The following is a 21,821-nucleotide window of genomic DNA, read 5'->3' on the forward strand; positions in this document are numbered from 1 at the left end:
GGGCAAGCCCTTATAAACCGTTCGACTTGCATGTGTTAAGCACGCCGCCAGCGTTCGTCCTGAGCCAGGAATCAAACTCTCCATCGAAATTGATGAAAAAGCTTTAATTCAATGCTAATTACTGATTTTTTTGAGTTTCTCAAAATTTTGAATTGATTAGGTCTGTACTTGTTTAGAAGTTGTTGATCGAATTCATAAGAACAGGTGTCTTCGTTTCTCTAAGAGGTGATATGTGTCTTTGGCTTTGGCTAGTAAGTACCTAAGTTATTTGATACTTATCAGTTAGTTGCTTTAGGCTCACCTATTAAGTCGTTACGACTCTGTAGATATGAAAGTCGTTCAACAGACCAAAACTGGCTGTAATTCGAATGCACGCTATATGAATCTCATTTAGCTATGCTTCTCATCCTATTTCGTTGTCAAGGAGCGGCCCTTATATAGCTAGGTGTTAGCTTTTAGAAGTTAGCTTGTCCTTTTGATAGATAAATCATATCTAAGGCTTTAGCTAACTACTAGCTTTCACTTTCGCTACAAAAGTGTTTCCGTTGGATCATCTCTTATGCCTTAGTTCAAGGAGCCCAAGAGCTCTTTTCCCTTGTGGAATAAGAAATGATCTCAGAATTCCTTCGCATTTGTGTTTCACGAATGTTTCGTGGCTTTCAAAGCGGACTTATAAATCTATAAGGGTTGATGGTGAGTTGCTGCAATTTTGTTTGGATTTTTTGAAAAATGTTTGTGGGGGGGGTGAGGGGTGGAAGGGAATGAGCGGAATCTGCCAAATCGCACCACTGATCTCAAACCCATTTGACGAGGCGTGAAGCTGGAAACTATTTATATCCACCGTGTCGCGAACGGTATGCCCGGCTGTAAACAGTTAGTAGTAGCAATCAGAATTCCTGACCTCTGCCTGGTCAGGACTCTCTATGGTCAATAGGTAATGCTAATTTTACTAGAAATCTAGAAGTACGGCCAGCTCGACACTATCAAACCCATCGCTAGTACCGAGCTGCAAGACTGTCTAAGTAAAAGTTTTTAACCTAATGAGGGATTGTCGTTTACCCCAAAATAAATGCTTGAAGCCGAGTAATTCAAAACGGCATACTGCCTTTTTGGGAGTATCATGCAAAACTTCTACCCCATTAGGAACGCTCGAAAGAACTGAACCATCAGTCACAAACAACAACGCGGGCTGTAGTGAATCTAACACAGGACCACTAATCGACTTGTAGCTACCATAATCTGTATAAAACACCTGCGCCGCCAAGAACGCATTAGTAATATTGGAGGTAGCCGCTGCATCCTGGGCGCTGGTTTGAGCGCCTAACAAATGCCAAAATGGCAATCGCCATTAGAATTTCCATGATTAGGATCGCTACCATCAATTCGATCGGCGTGAAGCTATCATCACTATCATAAACTCTAATGAAGAAACATCTTGGAAGCCTTCATTAGATCTCCCGTTTGGGTCAGCCCAAGGAATTGATAGGAATCTTTTGAACCTAGCTACAACGACAATTCCAGATTCTTGCCGCAATTTTAGCTAGACTCTCAAAAATAACATTTGAAGGGGACTTTGATTAAAGTTGAAAAGGACCTATCCCAACCAAGCCAACTAACAACATCGCTTGGTGCGGTAAGAGCAAAACGCTGGCATGGACGCACCGTAAACCTAGGTGTGTCCATGCCATCGAAACGTCGTACTCGAACTTATCCGCTTATCACACGTTTAGAACTCATTCAGTCCAAGCAGTCAAAGCGTACGAAGTGCCGCACCAAGGCGACGTAGTGCCATTCATGTATTTAATGGCTCCATTTCCTGGATCATAGACGCCATAGTAAATACCCGTCTTAGACAGTTCGGTGAGACATATGCCCCCCGACCCATCACTGGCGACCGCAACTGTACTTGGCGCATATGCTCCAGAGGCGAGCACTGTAGCAACGTACGTCAAAGACGGTTCCAAGGATTTCATATCCGAAGTGGTCAAGCCGCTATAAGTCCCCGAGTTGTTGGTGAAATAAGACTTCGCGGCAGTAAGCGCATTTGTAACGTCAGACTTAGCCGCTGCATTCTGAGCCCCCGATTGAGCTCCTAAAAATGTCGGTATGGCAATTGCCATGAGAATTCCCATGATTAGGACCACTACCATCAATTCGATGAGGGTAAAGCCATCGTCGCTTTCATGGTCTCTATGTAAAAAATGTTTGATTGCCTTCATTGGATCTCCTGTTTTGGTCACGTCCATGTTTTGGCGGCCAATGAACACGAGAATCTCTCCTGTACCGCCACTTAACTCTTCGATAAAATTCAAAAATTTCTTTAGAGAAATATCTAAGCTTTCTTAAAACTGGATCTCGTTCCCACAAATTTATTGTCGGCCCTTCACGGTCAAAAGTTCCAAGTGAGCCGCGCTGAGGGCAGTTCTGCGAGCCACCGAATACAAAGATGCGCAAAAATATGGTCGGCACAGAGCTCAACTAATTTCCTCAAATTCAACCCTCGATGCACAAATGCGCTCGCCTATCAACAAAAAGCAAACCGGCGCCAAGGCTCTAAAGTTTCATAACCCAAAATGGTGCCAATCAAAACACATTAGGATTTCTGGTATGGAAGAACTGATAATTGCACTTCGCAGCGGCGAAGAAGAGATCAGTAATATCGCAAAGCTAGTAAGCGATGCCGAAAGTTTCGACAAGCACAAAGCGCTTGGAGACCACAGCTGGCTTGACCTTGTCCATGGCGGGAGAAAAGGCGTGTGGGGTTTCACCGCACGCACCATAAATTCTGAAGGACTTGTAGGTTACGCCCAGATCTCGGTTGGAAACGATAGCTGGGCACTAGAACTTGTAGTACACCCGATGGCCCGCAATGAAAAGATGGGGGTTTCACACGCGCTAGTCCAGCGATCCCTAGGTGAAATTGCAAAACACGGTGGCGGCCATGTGCACGTATGGCTCTCAAACAACAATTCCCAGCTAGAAAGGGTTCTTATAGAAGCTGGCTTTGTAGCTGGTCGACAGCTGATACAGATGAGACGACCACTGCCGCTAGAGGACTGGCATTCCCAAACCAAAATCGACACTCGTCCCTTTGTCGTTGGGAAAGATGATGAAAAATGGCTGCATGTCAACAACAGAGCATTTGCAAACCACCCCGAACAAGGAGGTTGGACTCATGAGACACTTTCGATGCGACAAAAGGAACCTTGGTTTGACGGTAGCGGCTTCCTTTTGCACTTTGTCGATGAGGAGTTAGCTGCTTTTTGCTGGACCAAGGTCCATGGTGATTCGAGCCCTAGAATGGGCGAGATATACGTAATAGGAGTAGACCCAAAATTTAGTGGTATGGGCATTGGTCGCAAAATAACAATCGCAGGACTGCAACACCTTGCATCCATTGGCATGCCATTAGCAATGCTATATGTCGATGCAGAGAACACCAATGCGCTAGCCATGTATCGCCATCTAGGGTTTCATCCAGATCACTTTGACTTTGCTTATGTCGCCGATATTTCACCCACCGACATTTCACCTATAGATGATAAAACTGGATGATAAAACCATCCTAAAATAAAAGAGTGGCGAGCTATTTCATAGGGAATTTCAAAAGAGTCGATCTTCAAAATGCCCTATGTGTTTGTCTGTCATTCCGCGCCAGCCACGAGTGGCACTAGAGTCCAAGAAAAATCACACTTCCAGGTTCTAGCGCCAACTGCGGCCACAAAGCGTTAAACCCAACTTCCAAAGCGAAATTGCCTCACGTAAAGACTTAAAAGAATTCCGTGCATTGAGCCGACGACAAAGACGACCCGAAGTCAACTTCACTGATTGGTCAAGCGAAATTCAATTTTCACAGAGGCGCTTTAGGCCCCCGAGAATCCAATCAATCTACCGGCCGTGTAGGTAGCGCCGGCGGCAATGGCCGACAAAATAAGCTGTCTAGCAATCGTCTTGAATGCACTACGACCCGTCGCCCAAGCCAATGCCGCCCCAATTACAATCGACGCAATAACTGCAATTATGATTGAAGTCACGATACCCGCCGACCCCGTGGTGAAAAACCAGGGGGAAAGAGGAAGAAGAGCTCCAACGGCAAAAGCTACGAACGACGAGATTGCTGCTTGAATTGGAGAACCAATCGAGGACGGATCCATTCCGAGCTCTTCCCTGGCGTGTGCTGCGAGCGCAATATCAGGGTCAAGCATCATGTGTGATGCGAACTCTTCGGCCACCTTTCGTGGTACGCCGCGAGACTCATAGATCATCGCGAGCTCACGCTGTTCACCCTCAGGTCTCCTGCTTATTTCTGCGGCTTCAATAGCTATTTCACGTTGGAATAACTCCCTTTGAGCTGACATCGAGACAAACTCACCAATAGCCATTGAACATGCCCCGCCAATGAGGCCAGCTAATCCTGCCAAACGAACAAGACCAGAGCTAGGATGTGCTCCAGCAACTCCTAGCACTAACGTCACGTTAGATACTAGGCCGTCAGATATTCCAAAAACTGCCGCCCTGGCAGCGCCGCCACTAATGTCACGATGACCATCATGCATGGCCTGATCGTCATTGATCATAGAATTGTTAACTTCTTTTGATTTTTTATGAATCAATTCCGTAAGGTTCCCCGGTTTAATACCCATAAACATTAAGCGTAATTGACAATGACTCTCTTTGACTTAGGTCGTAGCGAATTAAAAGGACTTATTGAAAATGAGCCTCGATATCGTTTTGACCAAATTTGGAATGGCCTCTATAAGAACTATTCGCTCCCAAGCGAACTAACAACCCTGCCAAAAGCTCTTCGCGAGCATTTGAGCTCCCTGGGTGAGATGTCTCTGGCTCTATCTGAAAAGGAAGTGCTCTTTACGGATGATAAAAAGACGATCAAGACCTTGTACTCACTTTCTGACTCGCGTGAAATCGAATCAGTCCTTATGGCCTATTCGGATCGAGTCACCCTTTGCGTCTCATCGCAGGCAGGATGTGCAATGGGGTGCGTCTTTTGCGCCACTGGACAAGCAGGCTTCTTTCGCCATCTCACAAAAGGCGAAATTCTAGAACAGATCTTCAGAGCCTCTAGGACGTCTAGAGACATCTTCGGAGGAAGACTGTCCAACATCGTATTTATGGGCATGGGCGAGCCTATGGCTAACTACGATGCCGTGATCGACGCTATAGGAGCGATCAACTTCGAATTTGGAATCTCTGCTCGCCATATAACTATCTCAACGGTTGGAATTGCTCCTGGGATTAGAAGGCTTGCAGACTCACCGATGCCAATTTCATTGGCAGTTAGCCTCCATGCCGCCAACGATGAAAAGCGATCAAAGCTCGTACCAATCAATTCCCGATATCCTCTGGGTGAAATCATCGAAGCGCTTAAGTATTACCAAAGTAAGCAAAATCGAAGAATATCCTTTGAATGGGCGATGATGGATGGAATCAACGACTCCCCAGCGGATGCTTTTGAGCTTGCCGAGATCGCGCGAGAATTAAGTGCTCACGTCAATTTGATCCCACTGAATCCGACACCGCTCTGGCCGTATCCTGGTTCCCCAATTGAAATCGTCGAAGGATTTCGAAATAGGCTTTTAGAGCTAGATGTAAATGCAACAATCCGCCAGAACAGAGGAAATCAGATAGCTGCAGCGTGCGGGCAATTGACCACTCAAATGAGCCCACGAAAGAGGTCTTCTTCGCCAAGACCTGATCCGATTGACTGAAAAACTAGTAAGGTCTTCCAAGGAACTTAACAGGCTCATCAAACCGGAGCCACAATTTTATGATAGATAATCAGAAAGTAAGTTTTTCTATATGAAGAACTTCGATTTGGTAAGATAAAACGCGAAAGCGTTAGGGAGTTAAAATGCAACAAATGCGATTATATAATCGTTCTCTTCCGCAGATGCTCAACACCGCACAGCTCTTGCTCTACCTGAATGCTGTACTTGACCTGGTCTTTGGTTTCGGCGGACTTGGCATTTTACTTCCTTTGGTGGAAGCGGTCGGAGCCTTCGGCCTAGCAAACGAAAAAAAATGGGGATATTGGGTAGCGCTGGTTGGAGCTAGCGTGCCGGTATTGATCTACCTTCTGTACATCTCCAAAGGTCTCTTCTTCGCCGGTTTAGTTACGATTTTGGTTCGCGGAATCGTAGTAGCTTTCCTTATCCATCCTTCTTCTAGGGAATATAAGCGATATTACTTCCGATAAACCACACATTCCCATTCCAGAACCACTAGCTTTGCACAGCTAACAAAAACCGGAGGACCTCGAAAGGTCCTCCGGTTTTTCTTTAATTTCAAATATGAGATAGATCACCAAATAAAGGCCCTACTAGATCTCGACCATACAAAACTATGCAACATGTGAAAAGCCGAAACCGTGGCTAGAGGTAAGTATGCAAAAGTAATGGCCACCTGTGTGCATTTTTCGTGGCAACTAACTTGCAGTTCCCAACGACCATTACAATCATGACCACTGTATGGATAGGTCTACAAAGTGCAAGTATATCCGCACGCCAATCGATCTATAGATCGGAGACCGATCCCAAAAGGATCTCACCTCTACAGAGAATAGGCTGCCATGGAGAGAGATCCATAGTTGAACCCCTCAATAATCTTTGAAATATCCGACTTTGTCTCATAAGCCATCCCAGCCAGATATACCAACGGCAGAAAGTGATCGGGCGTGGGCGAAGAAAGTCGGTAGTTCTTATTATCCTCGATCCCTAGGATTGCCTTTGGATCGGTCGCCAAAATGCCAGACACCGTTAGATCGAACTCGCGTGCCCAGTCAAAGACCCCATCGGGAGAAGACCAATCAATCCTTCTTAAATTGTGAACAACATTGCCGCTTCCCATTATCAATACGCCCTGTTCGCTCAAGGCTGCCAATTTTCTTCCTAGGTCAAAATGGTAAGAAAAGTCCTTAGTAGAGTCGATAGAAAGCTGGAGTACTGGAACGTTAGCTTCTGGGAACATGTGACACAAGATCGACCAGGTACCATGGTCTAATCCCCACGTATCTTCGTCCGAACCGACCCAAAGCGGCTTTACGCAATCAATGACCTCTTTGGCAACCTCTGAGTCCCCGGGCGCTGGATATTGAAAATCAAAAAGTGGCTGGGGAAAACCATAGAAGTCGTGGATCGTTCGGGGAACATTCATTGTGGTGATAGCCGTAGCACCTATGTACCAATGGGCAGAGATCGCTAGAACAGCTCTAGGTGTTGGAATCGAACGTCCATATTCCCGCCAGGCTTGCGAATATCTATTAGTTTCAATCGCATTCATCGGACTTCCATGTCCAAAAAAAGTTGGCTTTAAGGTTTCAGTCATGACGTCCTTTAAAAATATCAAATCGACAAAACAAGTTGCGTACGCAACTTGTTTCTAACTATCCTAGCTAACCGAACTCTCCCTCAACAAATTCCCGACTGATAGTTTCGGACCTCTGCCATGGAAAATTCACCTAAAGACAGCCTCGAGATATTGATTATGAAATTTCAGGCATAAGGGCAATACTCATGAATATCGTTTGACAAAGACCACAAAGGCCATATAATTGCCAGGTTCACCAAAATCAATGGATGAGCTAGATACCGCTCGCACACTAATCGAATCGACAAACCAATCCTTTTAGACGATAGATAAAAGAAGAAGTAGCAATAGAACTGATGGAGGGGATTCGACTCGCAAAAAGAGCAATCACACCAAAGAATATTCCACTGTGTCAGAGAGCAATTCCCTCAAATAGTGCTGGCAATATCAAAATCTCTGGCCCACCAAATTCCAGGGTGCTAGAAATAGTACATGGCAACTGTTATTAATGGAATTGAAGAGCTAAAAGCTATGGTCGGCCAACATCTGGGATATTCAGATTGGCATATTGTGACTCAAGAACAAATAAATGCGTTCGCTGATGCAACAGGTGATCATCAGTGGATACATATAAACGAAGAGATGGCCAAAGCAGGGCCATTTGGAACTACCATAGCGCATGGATATCTCACGCTATCCCTAGTGCCGACGTTAATGACGGAAGTTATGACGATGACGGGTGTTCAAATGGGTGTGAACTATGGCTCAAATAAAGTCCGATTTCCTTCTCCTGTTCCGTCCGGTTCCAAGATTCGACTTGGAGCGGCAATCGCTGGCGTCGAAGAGATTGCAGGAGGAGTCCAAAACCAGGTCGACGTGACAATCGAAGTCGAAGGAGCCCCAAAGCCATCCCTCGTGGCCCAATTAGTTTTTCGATACTATCTCTAGCAAAGACACCTAGAATCTAAGGACAATGCCTTAGTGATGAATTCATGGGAAGAAAGTGGATATCAATTTCTTCCCATGGCTATTCACCCTGACATAAATCGCCTCTTTGGCGACAAATTAAAGGACAAAACTATGAGCGAGTCAACCCACGCCGAGCGCCATCTATTGGTCCACCCTGGCAAAAAGATCAATCTCTCAGAGATTGATTCAACCGCAACACCTGGAACTACCTCCAGCAAGGCAGAACTAGATCAAGCGGTCGCAAAACTTCACGTTCAGCTCGAAGAACTTCAAGGCCGCCTCTGGGCGGAGTCCAAGCGGAGCCTTCTCATGGTTTTGCAAGCGCTTGATACCGGTGGAAAAGACGGCACAATCAGACGTGTCTTCGGAGGGGTGAACCCTCAAGGGGTAGATGTTAGCGGATTCCGCGCACCGATAGGAGAGGAACTCAAACACGACTTTCTTTGGAGAATTTACTCCAAACTTCCCGCTAAGGGGGAAATCGGAATATTCAACAGATCTCACTATGAAGATGTAGTTGCCACAAAGGTCCTCTCGCTGATCGATTCACATGAACAAGAGCGCAGAATCAATACGATCAAGGCCTTCGAATCCAACCTTGCCAATTCAGGAACGACGATCATAAAGATTTTTTTGCATATATCAAAGGACGAACAGAAAAAACGATTGCAAGAGCGCATTGACATCCCTGAAAAAAACTGGAAATTCTCGAGCGCCGATTTAGAGACCCGGAAGCTATGGACTCCATATATGGAAACCTATTCATCGGTAATTTCACAAACTTCATTTGATTTTGCACCCTGGTATGTAGTGCCAGCACGCCACAAGTGGTACCGGGACTGGGCAATCGTAAACCTCTTGGTCGACACCATAACAAAGATGAACCCGCAGTATCCACCACCAGAGCCAAACCTATCTAAGGTTGTTATCAAGTAAGAGCTATGCGACACTTAGCTATTGGACCAATGACCCCCTAGCAATTCCAAGAGATATCTAAATCCATAGCCAGCAAGCGTCATTGGCCCAAAAGTGGTCGCCCAATCAAAAAATGGACTGTGGGCAAGATCAAAGTCCAAAAGACTTGCGCTCTCGGAATAAACTCTTCGTTCACTCCACCTCAGAGATGACCGAACCGACAAAAAAGGACGTCTAAAGATGAAACTCATTAGAGACGCAATCGAGTTTTTGTTTGTGATTGCAATCGGCGGTATGCTGGTCTCTGCTTCCCGATCGATCCTATCCCGAAAAGTAAAGGTCTACATATGCTCACAGTGCAACAGACCAACTTCTAGAGCTTACGAGAGGTGTAGACATTGCAACGCCCAAATAGTCGAGTGAGTAAAATCAATTAGAGCAAAAGCTCACTCAATTAGAGCTAGCACTAGTACAATTAGAGTATGACAATAAAATCGTCAGGCATTGACTCGTCCCATAACCATTCCGAGGGGCAAAAAAGATCTGATGACGCCGTCGAAGTTGAAAATTCGTCCGAGGTAGGTCAATCGGTCGAAAAGGATGAGCTCACCATTGATGAATTGGCAAACCTTTCTCAGGTATCTATCGATACAATAAGGTTTTACCAGCAAAAAGGGCTCCTGCCTCCCCCGCTTCGAGTCGGTCGACGTGGCCTATATTGCAGATCGCACCTCGAACGTCTACAAAGAATCAGCCAGCTTAGGGCGGTAGGTTTCTCTTTGAAGGATATCTCGGAACGACTAAATCAAGCTTTGTTCGATGGGCCCTCGCAAACACCGCCTATAGCCCTGGGTTTTGAAGAATTCTCTAACAAGATTGGGATTCCGGTACCACTCGTCAAAGCCATGATTCAAGAAGGCATACTGCATCCACTTACAGTAGGCGAAAAAGAGATATTCAACTCCGATGATATACGAATGGCCGAAGCTGCCCTTGAACTTCTCGGATATGGTTTACCTTTCTCGGATCTTCTATCGATCGCCAAAGACCATGCATTGCGAATGGAATCAACGATAGATGACGCAATAGAGTTATTCGAACACCACCTCAGGGTTCCTGAAGACGCCAGCAAGAACGAGATCGAGCAGGAATTCAAGACATTCTCCACAATCCAAAAGACACTCGGAGAACTTATTTCTCTTCATTTCTCGAGGCTTTTGACCATTCGTGCTCAAAATAAGTTCTACCAAACAGCCTCTCCTCTGGAAGCTGAAATAGTCACAAAGTTATACGAAGACAAATTTCTAAAAGGTGATAAAGACAGATGAATCGACCAAATCGAGCTATCCAATCAATCCTGCCTAGCCCCGGTGAAAAGGCACAGTACGTTCAAAAGATGTTCGACACAATATCGCCTCGTTACGATCTCGTGAATCGTCTGATGACTATGAGAATGGACCTAAAATGGCGCACCTTTGCCATTGCGCAACTTGGGCTTCGTCCAAATTCATTGATGCTTGACGTAGCTTGTGGTACTGGAGACTTTGTGAGAATGCTTGGAAGTAAAAACTATCGAGTAGTCGGTATCGATTTCTCGTTCGGTATGCTTGCGGCATCAAATCAACACGACTTAATTCAAGGTGATGCGTCAAAACTTCCATTCAAAAATGGAAGTTTTGACGGCCTAACATGTGGATTCGCCCTAAGAAATTTCGTTGATCTGGAGGCGACTTTAGTTGAGATGGCTCGAGTGCTACGCCGAGGCGGCAAGGTTGCATTAGTCGAAGTTGCTCGTCCGAAAAGGCCAATTATCAAAGAACTGCACGGCATCTATTTTGATCGGATCGTACCTGCTATTGGAGCTGCCCTGTCTTCTAGGGAAGCCTATAAATATCTGCCTGCTTCCACATCATACCTTCCAGAAGAAAATGAACTAAAAGCATTGATAAAGAGGACTGGCTTTGAAGCAGTTGAGTTCAAGTACTTCATGATGGGTGCCGCTCAAGTCATTACTGCAACAAAGGCGTAGGAGATTAGCCGCAGTGCAAAATAGAAAAGAATTACCATCACGTCCAATCGAAGAAGAGGGTCTAATATTTGCAAACAGCTGTAATTTGGGGGAATCGCTGAACAAAGATCGTGTCATGGGGATCTTTCGCGACGAAATACAAAACGGCAGTGCAATCGTCTTCATGCGACCTGGATTGATGGTGCTTGCGAGTGGTCCCTACCTGACCACACAAACGCTTGATCCAAAGTCCAAGATCCGTGAAATCACTTCAAATTTCAAAGTAGATAGGCCCGAAACGGCATCACTAATAGATATTTTCGGCCTCATTCCGTTCGACCCTAAGACTCAACCAACATATCTCTACGTACCTAGCTTTGTGATCAACATCACAGAAGAACAAAGCCGCCTCGCGGTAATTGGTTCAGATCAAAACGACGCCGCAAACAAGTTATCCGCACTAGCCGACTCACTCTCGGGCAAAATCATCAAGCCACACGAGGAAGCCTGTAGTGGTGACTGCTGCGCTCCTTCCAATCTGGCCTTTACGGTGGACGACCAAAGCTGGCTAAATCAAGCGATAAGTGCAATAGACCGGATTCGAAACGGAGAATTCGAAAAGATCGTCCTCTCCAGAAGAACTACCCTAAACCTCAAAAAACCGCTAAATCGAATGCGTTCCCTATCTCGATTGATCGAGAGGTATCCAGGTGCCCTTTCGTTTTCGTATGGAGATCTCATTGGTGCCACGCCAGAATTGCTAATCAGGCGAGAGGGCGACTTCTTTGAAAGTCACCCATTGGCAGGGACTGCTTCCACAGGAAACGAGAGCGCCCTTCTCGCCTCTTATAAAGACAACCACGAACACAGAGTAGTAACCGACCACATTACATCACGCCTTAACGAATGTACCGCGCGTATTGATATCCCAACGACACCAAGTATCACCAATTTCGGAGATATCTGTCATCTTGGCACACCCATTAGAGGCCTTTTGCGTGATCCAATGAACACAGACTCTATTGATCTGCTGCTAAAGATCCACCCAACCCCTGCTGTAGCTGGAATTCCTCAAGCAGCAGCAGTAGCATTCATACAAGAGATTGAGGACGAACCTAGACACCTCTATGCAGGAGCGATAGGATATCAGAACCTAAGTGGTGATGGAGAGTGGCATCTAACGATAAGAACTGTATCGATCGATGGATTAGAAATTGAATTTCAAGCTGGTGTTGGAATTGTAAATGAGTCAGATCCCAATGAAGAACTAAGAGAGGTCCAGGCTAAGTTGACGGCAATGCTACCCATTGTCACTTAAAAGCCAATCAAGATGCACTGGGTCAAAGCTCCTTGCATCTTGTCAACGGCCATTAGAAAATGGATGAATATAGCCGCCTATGCTCATTTTCCATGGCCCCTAAATTGCGTTGACTTTTCGTTTCTCAATGGCCATTAACACATCTTGCTTATTGCATTGAAAACCAAATTAAAGATACTCTTGATCGTCCTAAGAATTTACCCAGAATACAATAGCTGCACGGGGTAAGTCCTAAGTGCTATCAAAGTCGCACAAGGCCAAAAGAGCTAACACACCCAAAAGTAACTCAAAAGACTTTAGGTCAAAAGCCGCATTAGGACAATTTATCCTGCCTGTCTGCTCGATGGCACGCTCAGCCTTAGCCGACAATGTTTCACCAAGAAAAGCAGCTCATATTTTCATAAACCGACGGTGCAAAATACCTATGGCCTTAAGAGATTCCCTCGGATGAATTCATCGCGAGCCCTCTCGTTATCAATTCATCCGGACCCATATCCCTAACAATATCCCCAAACCCTCTTAGCATTTCGAAGAAAATCTAAAAATCAAGAGTTCCACAAAGAAAGCTACAAATACTATCTAGTCACCTTTGGTCTCAGGCCAAAACTCCAAAAGCGAGTTGATCGACACGGTTGCATAATAAAACTTCTTATTTTCCCAGGTAGCGATGGTGCAAAAATAAAAGAACAATGCCAAGATCGCCCGAGCGCGATCTTGGCATTGCAGGAACTCTCATGGCCTTGGTGGCTCAGCCGTCAACATAAAGTTGCCCATTGGGACCCTCGACAACCTTTATTGGGGTAAGGCCCCTAGGTGCTGGACCCTGCAATACCGCACCTGTCAGTGCGTTAAATTGAGAGCCGTGGCATGGGCATTGAAAAAGATCAGATCCGGCATACTGAACCGTACATCCCGCATGAGGACAAACGGCTGAAAAAGCTACAAATTCGTTAGTCTTAGGATGAAGCACATAGGCTGGTTGTCCTAATGCTGGGTCGACAAAAGATGCCACCTTGCCCACCGGTACTCCAGTGGCTGGTCCTACCGGAGTCCCCTTGGGAACTGGACCCGACGCAGCGACAGTCTTCTTCGTCTTGGCTGCATTCGCCGTTGAAACAGAGGTAGTGGTAGTGGAAGATGGTGTGGTAGTAGAAGTTGTAGTCGAAGCTGGACTTGTTGAATTGGTTGAATTTGAAGCGGCAACTCCGAACGATGACTTTGACGAACCAAGTGCGCGCCCGAAACCCGCGCTTGCACCGCCTAAAAGAGCAGCAGCACCTCCCGCGGCACCAGCGGTTACTATAAATCTTCGACGAGTCGAATCGTAATATGGTCGATGCGATGTCTTGGGATCCTCTTGGCCACCACCGCTAACAAAAAACTCGTTCAGCACAGGACATAACCGCTGATTACATTTCAAACCATCCAACTTCGCACACTTACCATCGTCGAAGTTGCCACAGACTCGCATGATGCGTGAAAATTCAATACCCGCGATCAATGCTGACGGTTCAGCCAATAAGGGGTGGCGACGTCTTGATATCACGTTGGCTAGCGACATAACTCCACCATCACCAACAAATAAAAACGCTGTCCATGCGAAGCAAAAAACGATATCTGAACCGGTGTAGTAGGGATTGGAGTGAAACGAAACTGAGAGAAATAAAATGAATGACATCGTTAGGCCACCGAATGCGGCCACCTTTGTAAAAACCCCCAGCAAAATGCCTACTCCAACTGCAATTTCGCCAACAGCAATCAAAACTCCAAAGACCACCGGAGCCTTCATCGCTATTTGAAGCAGCAGGTGTAGGGGACTCCTAAGCGCATATGCATTCAATTGTGCTTGAATCGAGGCTGGATTAGCAGAGTTGAAAAAAGCCGGATTTGCAAGCTTCTGGCCGCCTGCAAATGTAAATGTAATTCCCAAAAAGATGCGCAACGGCAAAAGTATCCATCCTGGAGTCATCTTTTGCGCCCTAGTTACTCCCAAAAAGATACCTTTCTAAAAACCCAACATTAAAGCTAGAGCCCTTTTAGGCGATAGTTGTATCACCCAAAATAAACTACCACCTCAAAATCATCGTAAAGTTCACTAGATCTCATTGAACAATCGCTGATCAAGACCAACCCTCTGTCGAGATCGCCTGAAAATGATTTAAATAATAAATCAAAAGGTACGACGAAAATCTTGCACCTTTATCATAGAACTCTTTAGCCCGAACCGACCAACGCCAAGGGAGCGCGACGCTTTATTCCTTGTGGATTACTAACATTCTCATAGTGAACTCAAATGTTTATTCGGCACCTCCAACCACCTTGTTGCTAAGTGGAGGTCGGTCATCACGCTTTGGAACAGACAAGCTAAAGGCTAACCTGGGTGCTTCACGTGTGATTGACTTTCCGATTATGGCAATAGCTCACCTCGGTGGAGTCGCATACGAAGCAGGACGATCATACAGCAACTTCCCCCAGGTCCCAGAGACCGAAGATAAATCACCCTTATCTGCGATCGCCATTGCTTGGATTCACATTCGAGCCCGTCATAATAGAGACCCAATGGGCCTTCTGGTCGTGGCCGGAGACATGCCCCTTCTCACTCCCCAGGTCCTTAGGTCCATTGCATATTTTCCGAGTAGTTCCAATGTCATACCCTACGATGGACACCGTCAAATTCTGGCGAGCCGATGGTCTTGCCGATCACTCGACTTAGCCATTGAACTATCATCAATAGATCCAGATATCCCGACATCAAAAGCTATCGCCGGCCCCACTGTAATACTTGACAACTGCAAATGGCGGACTTCGGGACTACTTTCACCATTTAGCGACGTTGATAGACCCAAAGATTTAAAGCGAATTAAAGTAACCCGGAGGATATTGTGAGCATTAAGGTAGAAGGAAATCTGCGCCATTCGACCACCCATCGGTTGATAACTACCATTGAACGATCCCAATCCGGCCCAGAGGCAACTAGTTCTACTCGTCGCTCAAAGAGCGACGAGGTCCTAACCGAGGAGCCACTTGAGATTAGAATAAACGACCAATCGAGCGATCCTTTTCGACTTGCAACCATAATGCGTACTCCTGGAAATGATTTCGATCTGGCAATCGGCTATCTAATCAGTGAAGGTGTCATCAAAGAAAAGAGTCATCTTGCTAATGTCTGCTACTGCAATCTCGTCGAAAGTGAGGAACAACGTTACAACGTAGTAACAGTCACACTCAGAACTTCCAAGGTAATCGAACGAAACCGGTCGACCCCTATTTCAAGCGCTTGTGGAATCTGCGGCACCACTACTCTGGATGACATCTTTCAGGATGAGTCGCCACTTCCAAAGACAGTCAGTGTCGATTCGTCCATCGTGTTCGAATTACCTGATTCCCTTAGAAAAAGACAGAAACTCTTTCATAAAACCGGAAGCGCACATGCCGCGGGAATCTTTAATTTAAAAGGCGAGGCACTCTTGGTCCGAGAAGACGTAGGTCGCCACAATGCTTTAGACAAAGCAATCGGTGCGTCTTTGGTCAAAGACCAGTTCCCTCTCAAAGACAAAATAGCGGTTCTTTCAGGCAGGATAGCCTTAGAGTTGATTCAAAAAGCCCTGATGGCCAAAGTCGAAATCGTGGTTGCAGTCGGCGCTCCCAGCTCATTGGCACTCGACCTTGCAGATCGTGCAAATCTAACAGTTGTAGGCTTCACATCGATGCGTCGATTTAACATCTACTCACACCCCGAGAGAATCATTTAGGGCCCCAGAAACAATCATCGAAGGGAGAAAAAGGCCAAACCCAAGCGATATCAAAAATTAACGACTTCGCGATTTCTATCGGATAAAAAAATAAGGCGATCTATTATCCATCCTAACCCCGAACTAAGGCATCAAAGATAAATCAAGCATAATACTGCTGGTATCTTAATAGGATGAAACAAGCTAGGGGAAACCTGAAAACTTGATTTAGAGGATAAGGTTTTAAATATTACACTCACAACAAAAAACACGACCCAAAATACCACAGAAGACACGGACAAAAATCAAAACCTACTCGTGGGCCAAAGTCCAATTGGATAAAAAATCACAAGAACCAAAAGACAGTCCTATCCCAATTTCTTCCTCTTCGGTAGCAAATACAACCCGATAAAGCCCAGCACAAGTTAAAATCGGGCGCGAATTTCCATCCCCATAGGGAAAAATGATAAAAAATCAGTATCCGGTATTTGGAGTCACCTAACCAAAATATCAACTCTCATTTGTGCCCGCAATCACCAGCGTGCAGCCAAATAAAAACCAAGTAAGAATGCAACTTCTGGAACTTGTTTCAATCAAATCATCTTGTATTACCACTTCATTTTCAATTAATTACAAAATCGATGCATATATCCCGTTACTAGGCAGATTATCTCTTTACGGACTTGCGAAATAGGCCAATGCTCGACCCTAAATAACCGAATCAATATTAATTAGCGATATATTCACGGTCAGCTTCATAAAAACAGCTTTGCGAAATAAGACTTAGGTCAATACTACGCCTTTTCAACAAGGACGAGAATTAATTAAAGTCGATAAATACTGCTAAGATGCAGCAGCCAACTTACGGCGCTGTCGTCTCATCCTTCGAATAACTCGGCGCTCTTCCTCGTCTTTTCCGCCCCAAATTCCGTACTCTTGATTTGTTCGAAGCGCGAACTCAAGACACTGCATCGCAACTGGGCAGCGCGCACAAACGACCTTAGCAGATCGAATTTGAACCTCAGCCTCCCCTGTAACCCCTACTGGGAAGAAAAGAGTAGGCTCATAATCCTTACACAGTGCTCGTGGTCGCCAATATTCGTAATTCCACGTTGCTTGCTTCATAGACTCCACCGTTCACAACCTCCGGAATTGGTGCAAAAAACCAGACCTTCAGATCCTTGACTTCTCTTAGCCCCCAGCCAAAAGCCATCCAGTACATACAAACGTCCCTACCATAAAGATAAAGACACATCTATCGACACATCAGACCTACTCGCCTAGACGAATCGATACGTCCCCGCGTTGTTTACATTCCATTGCAAACTCGACCGATATCGCATCTCTACGAGTCGATCCGACCTTAACCTTTTGTCACAACTTGGTAAACAACTTGATAATACAAGTTCTAGTACAAGTTAACCATGTTTCAACTTAGTTTCATTTATTATTTTTTTATTTTTGTAACTAATTATTCATAATACCAAAAAAATCCTAAACTTTTCGTGATTTAACGGCCCGCGAACGAGCTATCTCTGCGATCACATTCGGAGATCGCCAGACGACCAAGTGAGATCCATGGGTAACCCATTCGATATCTGGATTGTTTAGCCAAAATGCCAACTTGGAGATCGAAGTTGGTGGAACGATTCGATCGCGAAGGCCGGCAACGACAATGACTGGCCGCTGTAGTGGCAATGTCTTTGACAGCGCTTCAAAATCACTACGCATCGTAACCGATTCGTACCAAAGCGAATGAGCATGGCGAAGCACTCCCAAAACTTTATCGCGGGTGGCAATTTTAGATAGAGTTGCAGAGATCAAAGAGAGCAGTTGCCCTACAAATTTAGTCTCAAAGAGCCGGTCCATCTCTCCAATTGAACTTACCTCAGCTGCAGGCGCAACAAGTAGGACCGAGATGGACTCGTCATCTACCACCTCCTTTGAGCCCAACACGATGGCGCCACCATAGCTATAGCCGAGCACCACCAACGGTCGTGAGCCGCTGCCCGTCAAAGAAAACGCGCTTCGGACCTTCTTAATCTCTTCGTCTAGGATTCGGGAATTACCTGCCAAATCAAGAGGCTCATCTAAGTTACTACCCCAACCTGGCCGATCGTAGCTCAAAACATCAAAGCTATCCGCCAGATGGCTGGGTAGATCCCCCCAAAGCTCCCCGTTGCCGGGCTGTCCATGAACTAACAGTATCACCGAACGACAACTATCTGAGACAACGTAGTCTTGCGAAGAAAGCCAACATTTCCTCGTCAAATCAAAAAAATACCGACTCAATTCAAACCCTTGAACTCAATCGCGCCATGACCAAAAACGGTTGGCACCAATAAAAAACTAAGCTACCCCAACCTGGCTGCCGCTATTGCTAAAAGACAACACTCGGTCAAAAAACCCGAGAAAACTAATATGAGGATATGTGCCCTAGAGGTCAATATCTCAGGTCGTGCCAACTTTCTAACTCCTAGCAGGCCTTACGGCCCAACAAACGACATCCCAATCAACTATTTAGCTGATTCTGATCCGCCTGAATCACAAGGACCGAGGCGGACCTCGAAACAAACACTGACAATAAAGCGATCGTCCCAAGTATCGCAAGAAGGCCAAATCCCCCCAAGCGCGACCGGATCGTCTCGGCCAAAATGGTTGCTCCAAGTGCCATTGCGATTACCGGCTCAAGGACATTGATAAGGGGCATAACAACCGAAAGAGAGCTCTTTTGAAATGCCGACTGTGTCAAAATTACATCAATAGCGCCAATTATGACGAGAGAATAGATGGGCCACTTCGACAGTGCGCCAATAAAGCCATAGGATGCGACGGTCGTCGTAAGGACCTTTGTGGTAAAAGTGGCAATTCCGTGCAAGGTTCCCACCGCAGCGCCCATCGCAATTCCTCGTTGAGTAGGGTTCAATCTATCACCAAAGAACCTCAAGGCTAAAAATGCAACTACACAAAACGCGCTCAGAGAAGTTCCGACGTATATCGAAACGACCCTTTGGCTAGATCCAAAGGTGGTAGTTGCCAAAAATAGCGCCAAAAGAAGAGCAGAAACGCAAGATAGAGCTAAAACACGCTTAGACGCTTTATGGGCGCCAAAAATAGCCTCCAGGAGGAGAGTTGAAGTAAGGCCGAAGGCTAAAATTGGTTGAACGATTAGAAGAGGACCGAGCTTTAGTGCTACGAACTGAGCCAAAAAGGCCAATAGATCCAAGAAAACGCCTAGGATCCAATAGGGTCGTTTAACTAGCTTTGAAATCAAAGATAGCCTTAGGTTGGTTGAGTGTGGTGTGCGCTGAGCCTGCCGATGCTGAATAAAGGCAGCTAAGGAAAATAATACTGCTGAAATAATTGAGAAAATGTACACCATAAAAGTCTGTTGAAGAAAAGGTTACATCTTTATGCCAAAACGCGTGCTTATCGTGTCCGCCAGAATGGGAGCGGGACACGACGGAGCTGCTAAGGAAATCGCCCTACAGCTTACGAGTAGGGGCTTTGATGTCGAAACTAGAGACTTCCTTGATGCTGCACCTCTAATCGGAAAAATTCTCGAGCGCACCTACGAGCTACAGCTAGATCATGCCCAATGGAGCTACGAAGCGCTATTTCGTATCTTCGCATCATTCAAAGCAATCAAGCCCCCAATCGTCTCAATCTTTTATTTCATATTTTTCCCAAGAATCAGAAAGTGGATCAAGGAGGTCGATGCCGACATCGTCCTTACCACCTACCCATTTGCTTCACTAGTCCTAGGACGAGCTCGTCGGTCTGTACTGAGGCCCATGAAGGTTCCTGCTTACACTTTCCTAACTGACTTTTCTGTGCATACTATGTGGGTTGACGAAGGAATCGATGCATATTTAGCAGTTCACAACATCTCCGTAAGGCAAGTTGAACGACTAGTTAACAAAACTCCCATGGTAAGCGGCCCTGCGGTATCTGAGCGATTCCACCACATAGGAGATATGGAGCGGGAATCGATTCGGGATGAATTCTCAATACCTCAAAAAATTGCTTCAGCACTAATAGTTGCAGGCAGTTGGGGCGTTGGAGATCTAAAAGATACCTTGTTGACGCTAGGCAATGCTCACGATATCTTCCCGGTCGTAGTCTGTGGTAAGAACAAGGCACTTTATGACGATCTTTCTAAACTGAATGTCGGCCGCGTCATAGGTTGGACCGACCGTATGGCAGATCTCATGCGCGCATGCGATGTTGTGATTCAGAATGCTGGTGGCCTTACAGCTCTTGAGGCCTTTGCGGCAGGAGTCCCGGTCGTCTCGTACAACCCGATCAAGGGCCATGGCCTGAGAAACGTAATCGAGATGGAAGCATCGGGAGTCTCCCTTTGGGCAAAAAGTCCGAAGGAGCTTATTGAAACCGTCCATGAGCTGACAGCGAATCCAGAACTTACCACCAAGCGAGCATCTCAAGTCTTTGTATGTGATCCAGGTAAGATGATTGAAGTTGACTACTACCAACGCAAAACTCCAAGACGCCAGAGGTCAACCGGCCACGGACCGGTCGGAGTCTTGGTCAAATTCGCAATGGCACTGTTGGTAATAATTAGCGGCGCGAACATTGCGGTCAATGCGACAACTACTCAGCTAAATGTCGGCACAGCATCCATGTCCTCACCTTATGCCTACGCACTGGTTACAATGACACCTCGGTCAATCTTTGACCCTGTGCTAATCCACCAACTTGCCGACTCAGGAATAGGCGCTGTCATCACTGGACCAATCGCACTTCATTACCCTGACCAAGTACGAGCTTTAGCTTCAGCCGGTGTGACGATTGTCAATGGCGGATGGCCAATAAACTCTGGCTTACGTATCTTCGCCCCTATCGAAGATGCAACGAAATCTCAAAAGCTAATTCTGGCCGATACTGGTCTGCAATCGATTGTTTACGCGCCGGTCGGAGTGGTAAATAGTGTAGACCTAGCGTGGGCTTCGCTTTCTCACGTACCCTTGGTCAAAGCCGTAGTCGTCGAAACCCTAACCAAGTTCATGCCAAGTAAGGGTCGTGTCTATGAGATCAATTCCACAGGAATGACCAACCCGCAGGTCGAAAAGCATATTGCATGGATGGAATCCATCTTGAAGAAGAACAACTTCACCCTACTTCCGATATCTGTAATAGGATCATAAAAGTCCAATAGGAAATTACCCTTTAGGTCAGCTCCAACTGCCCACGCTCAAAGGCTGCATTGAAGCTGTCTAAAATCTCACCGGCAAGACAATGAATCGTGGCACCCTTTTGTCTCAAACTTCAAACCTAAGTGCAGATTTTAGATCAAGTCAAACTTGTCACAAAACTCAACGATCCATACCCAGTCATCGCTTCAAAACTAAAATACAAATATAGATTCATCTAGCGAACTTTTGCCACCTGGAGCTTCCATCCTGATCCGAAAAAAATCCCAGACAAATCCATATGGCCGCAATGAGCTGATCAAGAACAGCAACTCGGATCGGGCCAATCCCCAGGTCTAAATCAAATAATCGCTGGGGCGATAGCGAAAAAGTGCGCACAAGGCATC

General features: G+C 45.9%; 18 protein-coding genes and 1 rRNA gene. 11 read left to right on the top strand and 8 right to left on the bottom strand.

Annotated features, from left to right (window positions below; translation table 11 throughout):
- Together AXFE_RS06590 and AXFE_RS06600 are read right to left on the bottom strand one after the other, a co-directional pair.
- A 16S ribosomal RNA gene (locus AXFE_RS06590) occupies nucleotides 1-87 on the bottom strand; the annotation flags it as partial.
- Between the two features lie 1,646 nt (nucleotides 88-1,733).
- The gene (locus tag AXFE_RS06600; protein WP_160291754.1) at nucleotides 1,734-2,219 is read right to left on the bottom strand and encodes a type IV pilin protein; all 486 of its coding nucleotides are present in this window, start codon (nucleotides 2,217-2,219) and stop codon (nucleotides 1,734-1,736) included.
- 388 nt (nucleotides 2,220-2,607) lie between these two features.
- Between AXFE_RS06600 and mshD the strand changes: the two genes are divergently transcribed.
- Nucleotides 2,608-3,555, top strand: a complete 948-nt coding sequence (gene mshD / locus AXFE_RS06605; protein ID WP_052605109.1) for a mycothiol synthase — start codon at nucleotides 2,608-2,610, stop codon at nucleotides 3,553-3,555.
- A 308-nt stretch (nucleotides 3,556-3,863) separates the two neighbouring features.
- Here the strand turns inward: mshD and AXFE_RS06610 are convergent, their stop codons facing one another.
- The gene (locus AXFE_RS06610; protein ID WP_052605127.1) at nucleotides 3,864-4,577 is read right to left on the bottom strand and encodes a VIT1/CCC1 transporter family protein; all 714 of its coding nucleotides are present in this window, start codon (nucleotides 4,575-4,577) and stop codon (nucleotides 3,864-3,866) included.
- Between the two features lie 87 nt (nucleotides 4,578-4,664).
- On the opposite strand from AXFE_RS06610, the gene rlmN reads away from it, so the two are divergent.
- Together rlmN and AXFE_RS06620 are read left to right on the top strand one after the other, a co-directional pair.
- Nucleotides 4,665-5,726 carry a 23S rRNA (adenine(2503)-C(2))-methyltransferase RlmN gene (gene rlmN, locus AXFE_RS06615; RefSeq protein WP_235347685.1) on the top strand — a complete coding sequence of 354 codons (1,062 nt, stop codon included), beginning with the start codon at nucleotides 4,665-4,667 and terminating at the stop codon, nucleotides 5,724-5,726.
- Between the two features lie 143 nt (nucleotides 5,727-5,869).
- Nucleotides 5,870-6,214: a hypothetical protein gene (locus AXFE_RS06620; protein ID WP_052605111.1), complete on the top strand. Its 345-nt coding sequence runs from the start codon at nucleotides 5,870-5,872 to the stop codon at nucleotides 6,212-6,214.
- A gap of 353 nt (nucleotides 6,215-6,567) precedes the next feature.
- Here AXFE_RS06620 and ygiD read toward each other — a convergent pair whose 3' ends face one another.
- A complete protein-coding gene (ygiD, locus tag AXFE_RS06625) occupies nucleotides 6,568-7,341 on the bottom strand; it encodes a 4,5-DOPA-extradiol-dioxygenase (RefSeq protein WP_052605112.1) in 774 nt (257 codons plus the stop codon).
- A gap of 474 nt (nucleotides 7,342-7,815) precedes the next feature.
- Here ygiD and AXFE_RS06630 point away from each other — a divergent pair, with 474 nt between their 5' ends.
- From AXFE_RS06630 to AXFE_RS06650, 5 genes are all read left to right on the top strand, one after another.
- Nucleotides 7,816-8,271 carry a MaoC family dehydratase gene (locus AXFE_RS06630; protein ID WP_052605113.1) on the top strand — a complete coding sequence of 152 codons (456 nt, stop codon included), beginning with the start codon at nucleotides 7,816-7,818 and terminating at the stop codon, nucleotides 8,269-8,271.
- 36 nt (nucleotides 8,272-8,307) lie between these two features.
- A complete protein-coding gene (locus AXFE_RS06635) occupies nucleotides 8,308-9,228 on the top strand; it encodes a PPK2 family polyphosphate kinase (RefSeq protein ID WP_200891205.1) in 921 nt (306 codons plus the stop codon).
- 461 nt (nucleotides 9,229-9,689) lie between these two features.
- Entirely contained in the window at nucleotides 9,690-10,535 is an 846-nt protein-coding gene (locus AXFE_RS06640) for a MerR family transcriptional regulator (protein ID WP_052605114.1), read from the top strand.
- Nucleotides 10,532-11,236: a ubiquinone/menaquinone biosynthesis methyltransferase gene (locus AXFE_RS06645; protein ID WP_052605115.1), complete on the top strand. Its 705-nt coding sequence runs from the start codon at nucleotides 10,532-10,534 to the stop codon at nucleotides 11,234-11,236. Before AXFE_RS06640 ends, AXFE_RS06645 begins: the two co-directional genes overlap by 4 nt.
- 13 nt (nucleotides 11,237-11,249) lie before the next feature.
- On the top strand, nucleotides 11,250-12,533 hold the full coding sequence (locus AXFE_RS06650; protein ID WP_052605116.1) for an isochorismate synthase: 1,284 nt from the start codon (nucleotides 11,250-11,252) through the stop codon (nucleotides 12,531-12,533).
- Between the two features lie 748 nt (nucleotides 12,534-13,281).
- Here the strand turns inward: AXFE_RS06650 and AXFE_RS06655 are convergent.
- The gene (locus AXFE_RS06655; RefSeq protein ID WP_052605117.1) at nucleotides 13,282-14,526 is read right to left on the bottom strand and encodes a Rieske 2Fe-2S domain-containing protein; all 1,245 of its coding nucleotides are present in this window, start codon (nucleotides 14,524-14,526) and stop codon (nucleotides 13,282-13,284) included.
- 290 nt (nucleotides 14,527-14,816) lie between these two features.
- Between AXFE_RS06655 and mobA the strand changes: the two genes are divergently transcribed.
- Entirely contained in the window at nucleotides 14,817-15,419 is a 603-nt protein-coding gene (gene mobA, locus AXFE_RS06660) for a molybdenum cofactor guanylyltransferase (protein WP_052605118.1), read from the top strand.
- Nucleotides 15,416-16,285, top strand: a complete 870-nt coding sequence (gene fdhD, locus AXFE_RS06665) for a formate dehydrogenase accessory sulfurtransferase FdhD (RefSeq protein ID WP_052605119.1) — start codon at nucleotides 15,416-15,418, stop codon at nucleotides 16,283-16,285. Before mobA ends, fdhD begins: the two co-directional genes overlap by 4 nt.
- Before the next feature lie 822 nt (nucleotides 16,286-17,107).
- Here fdhD and AXFE_RS18360 read toward each other — a convergent pair.
- From AXFE_RS18360 to AXFE_RS06675, 3 genes are all read right to left on the bottom strand, one after another.
- Nucleotides 17,108-17,389 (bottom strand): WhiB family transcriptional regulator, encoded by a 282-nt coding sequence (locus AXFE_RS18360; protein WP_082058546.1) that lies wholly within the window; start codon nucleotides 17,387-17,389, stop codon nucleotides 17,108-17,110.
- A gap of 369 nt (nucleotides 17,390-17,758) precedes the next feature.
- Complete coding sequence (locus tag AXFE_RS06670; RefSeq protein ID WP_160291755.1) at nucleotides 17,759-18,475, bottom strand: alpha/beta fold hydrolase; 717 nt, start codon at nucleotides 18,473-18,475, stop codon at nucleotides 17,759-17,761.
- Between the two features lie 301 nt (nucleotides 18,476-18,776).
- The gene (locus AXFE_RS06675) at nucleotides 18,777-19,646 is read right to left on the bottom strand and encodes a DMT family transporter (RefSeq protein ID WP_052605121.1); all 870 of its coding nucleotides are present in this window, start codon (nucleotides 19,644-19,646) and stop codon (nucleotides 18,777-18,779) included.
- A 31-nt stretch (nucleotides 19,647-19,677) separates the two neighbouring features.
- Here AXFE_RS06675 and AXFE_RS06680 point away from each other — a divergent pair, with 31 nt between their 5' ends.
- Nucleotides 19,678-21,429, top strand: coding sequence for an MGDG synthase family glycosyltransferase (locus tag AXFE_RS06680; protein ID WP_052605122.1), 1,752 nt, complete (start codon nucleotides 19,678-19,680; stop codon nucleotides 21,427-21,429).
- Nucleotides 21,430-21,821: the final 392 nt, after the last annotated feature.

The sequence above is a fragment of the Acidithrix ferrooxidans genome (assembly GCF_000949295.1).
In the GTDB taxonomy this organism is placed as follows: domain Bacteria; phylum Actinomycetota; class Acidimicrobiia; order Acidimicrobiales; family Acidimicrobiaceae; genus Acidithrix; species Acidithrix ferrooxidans.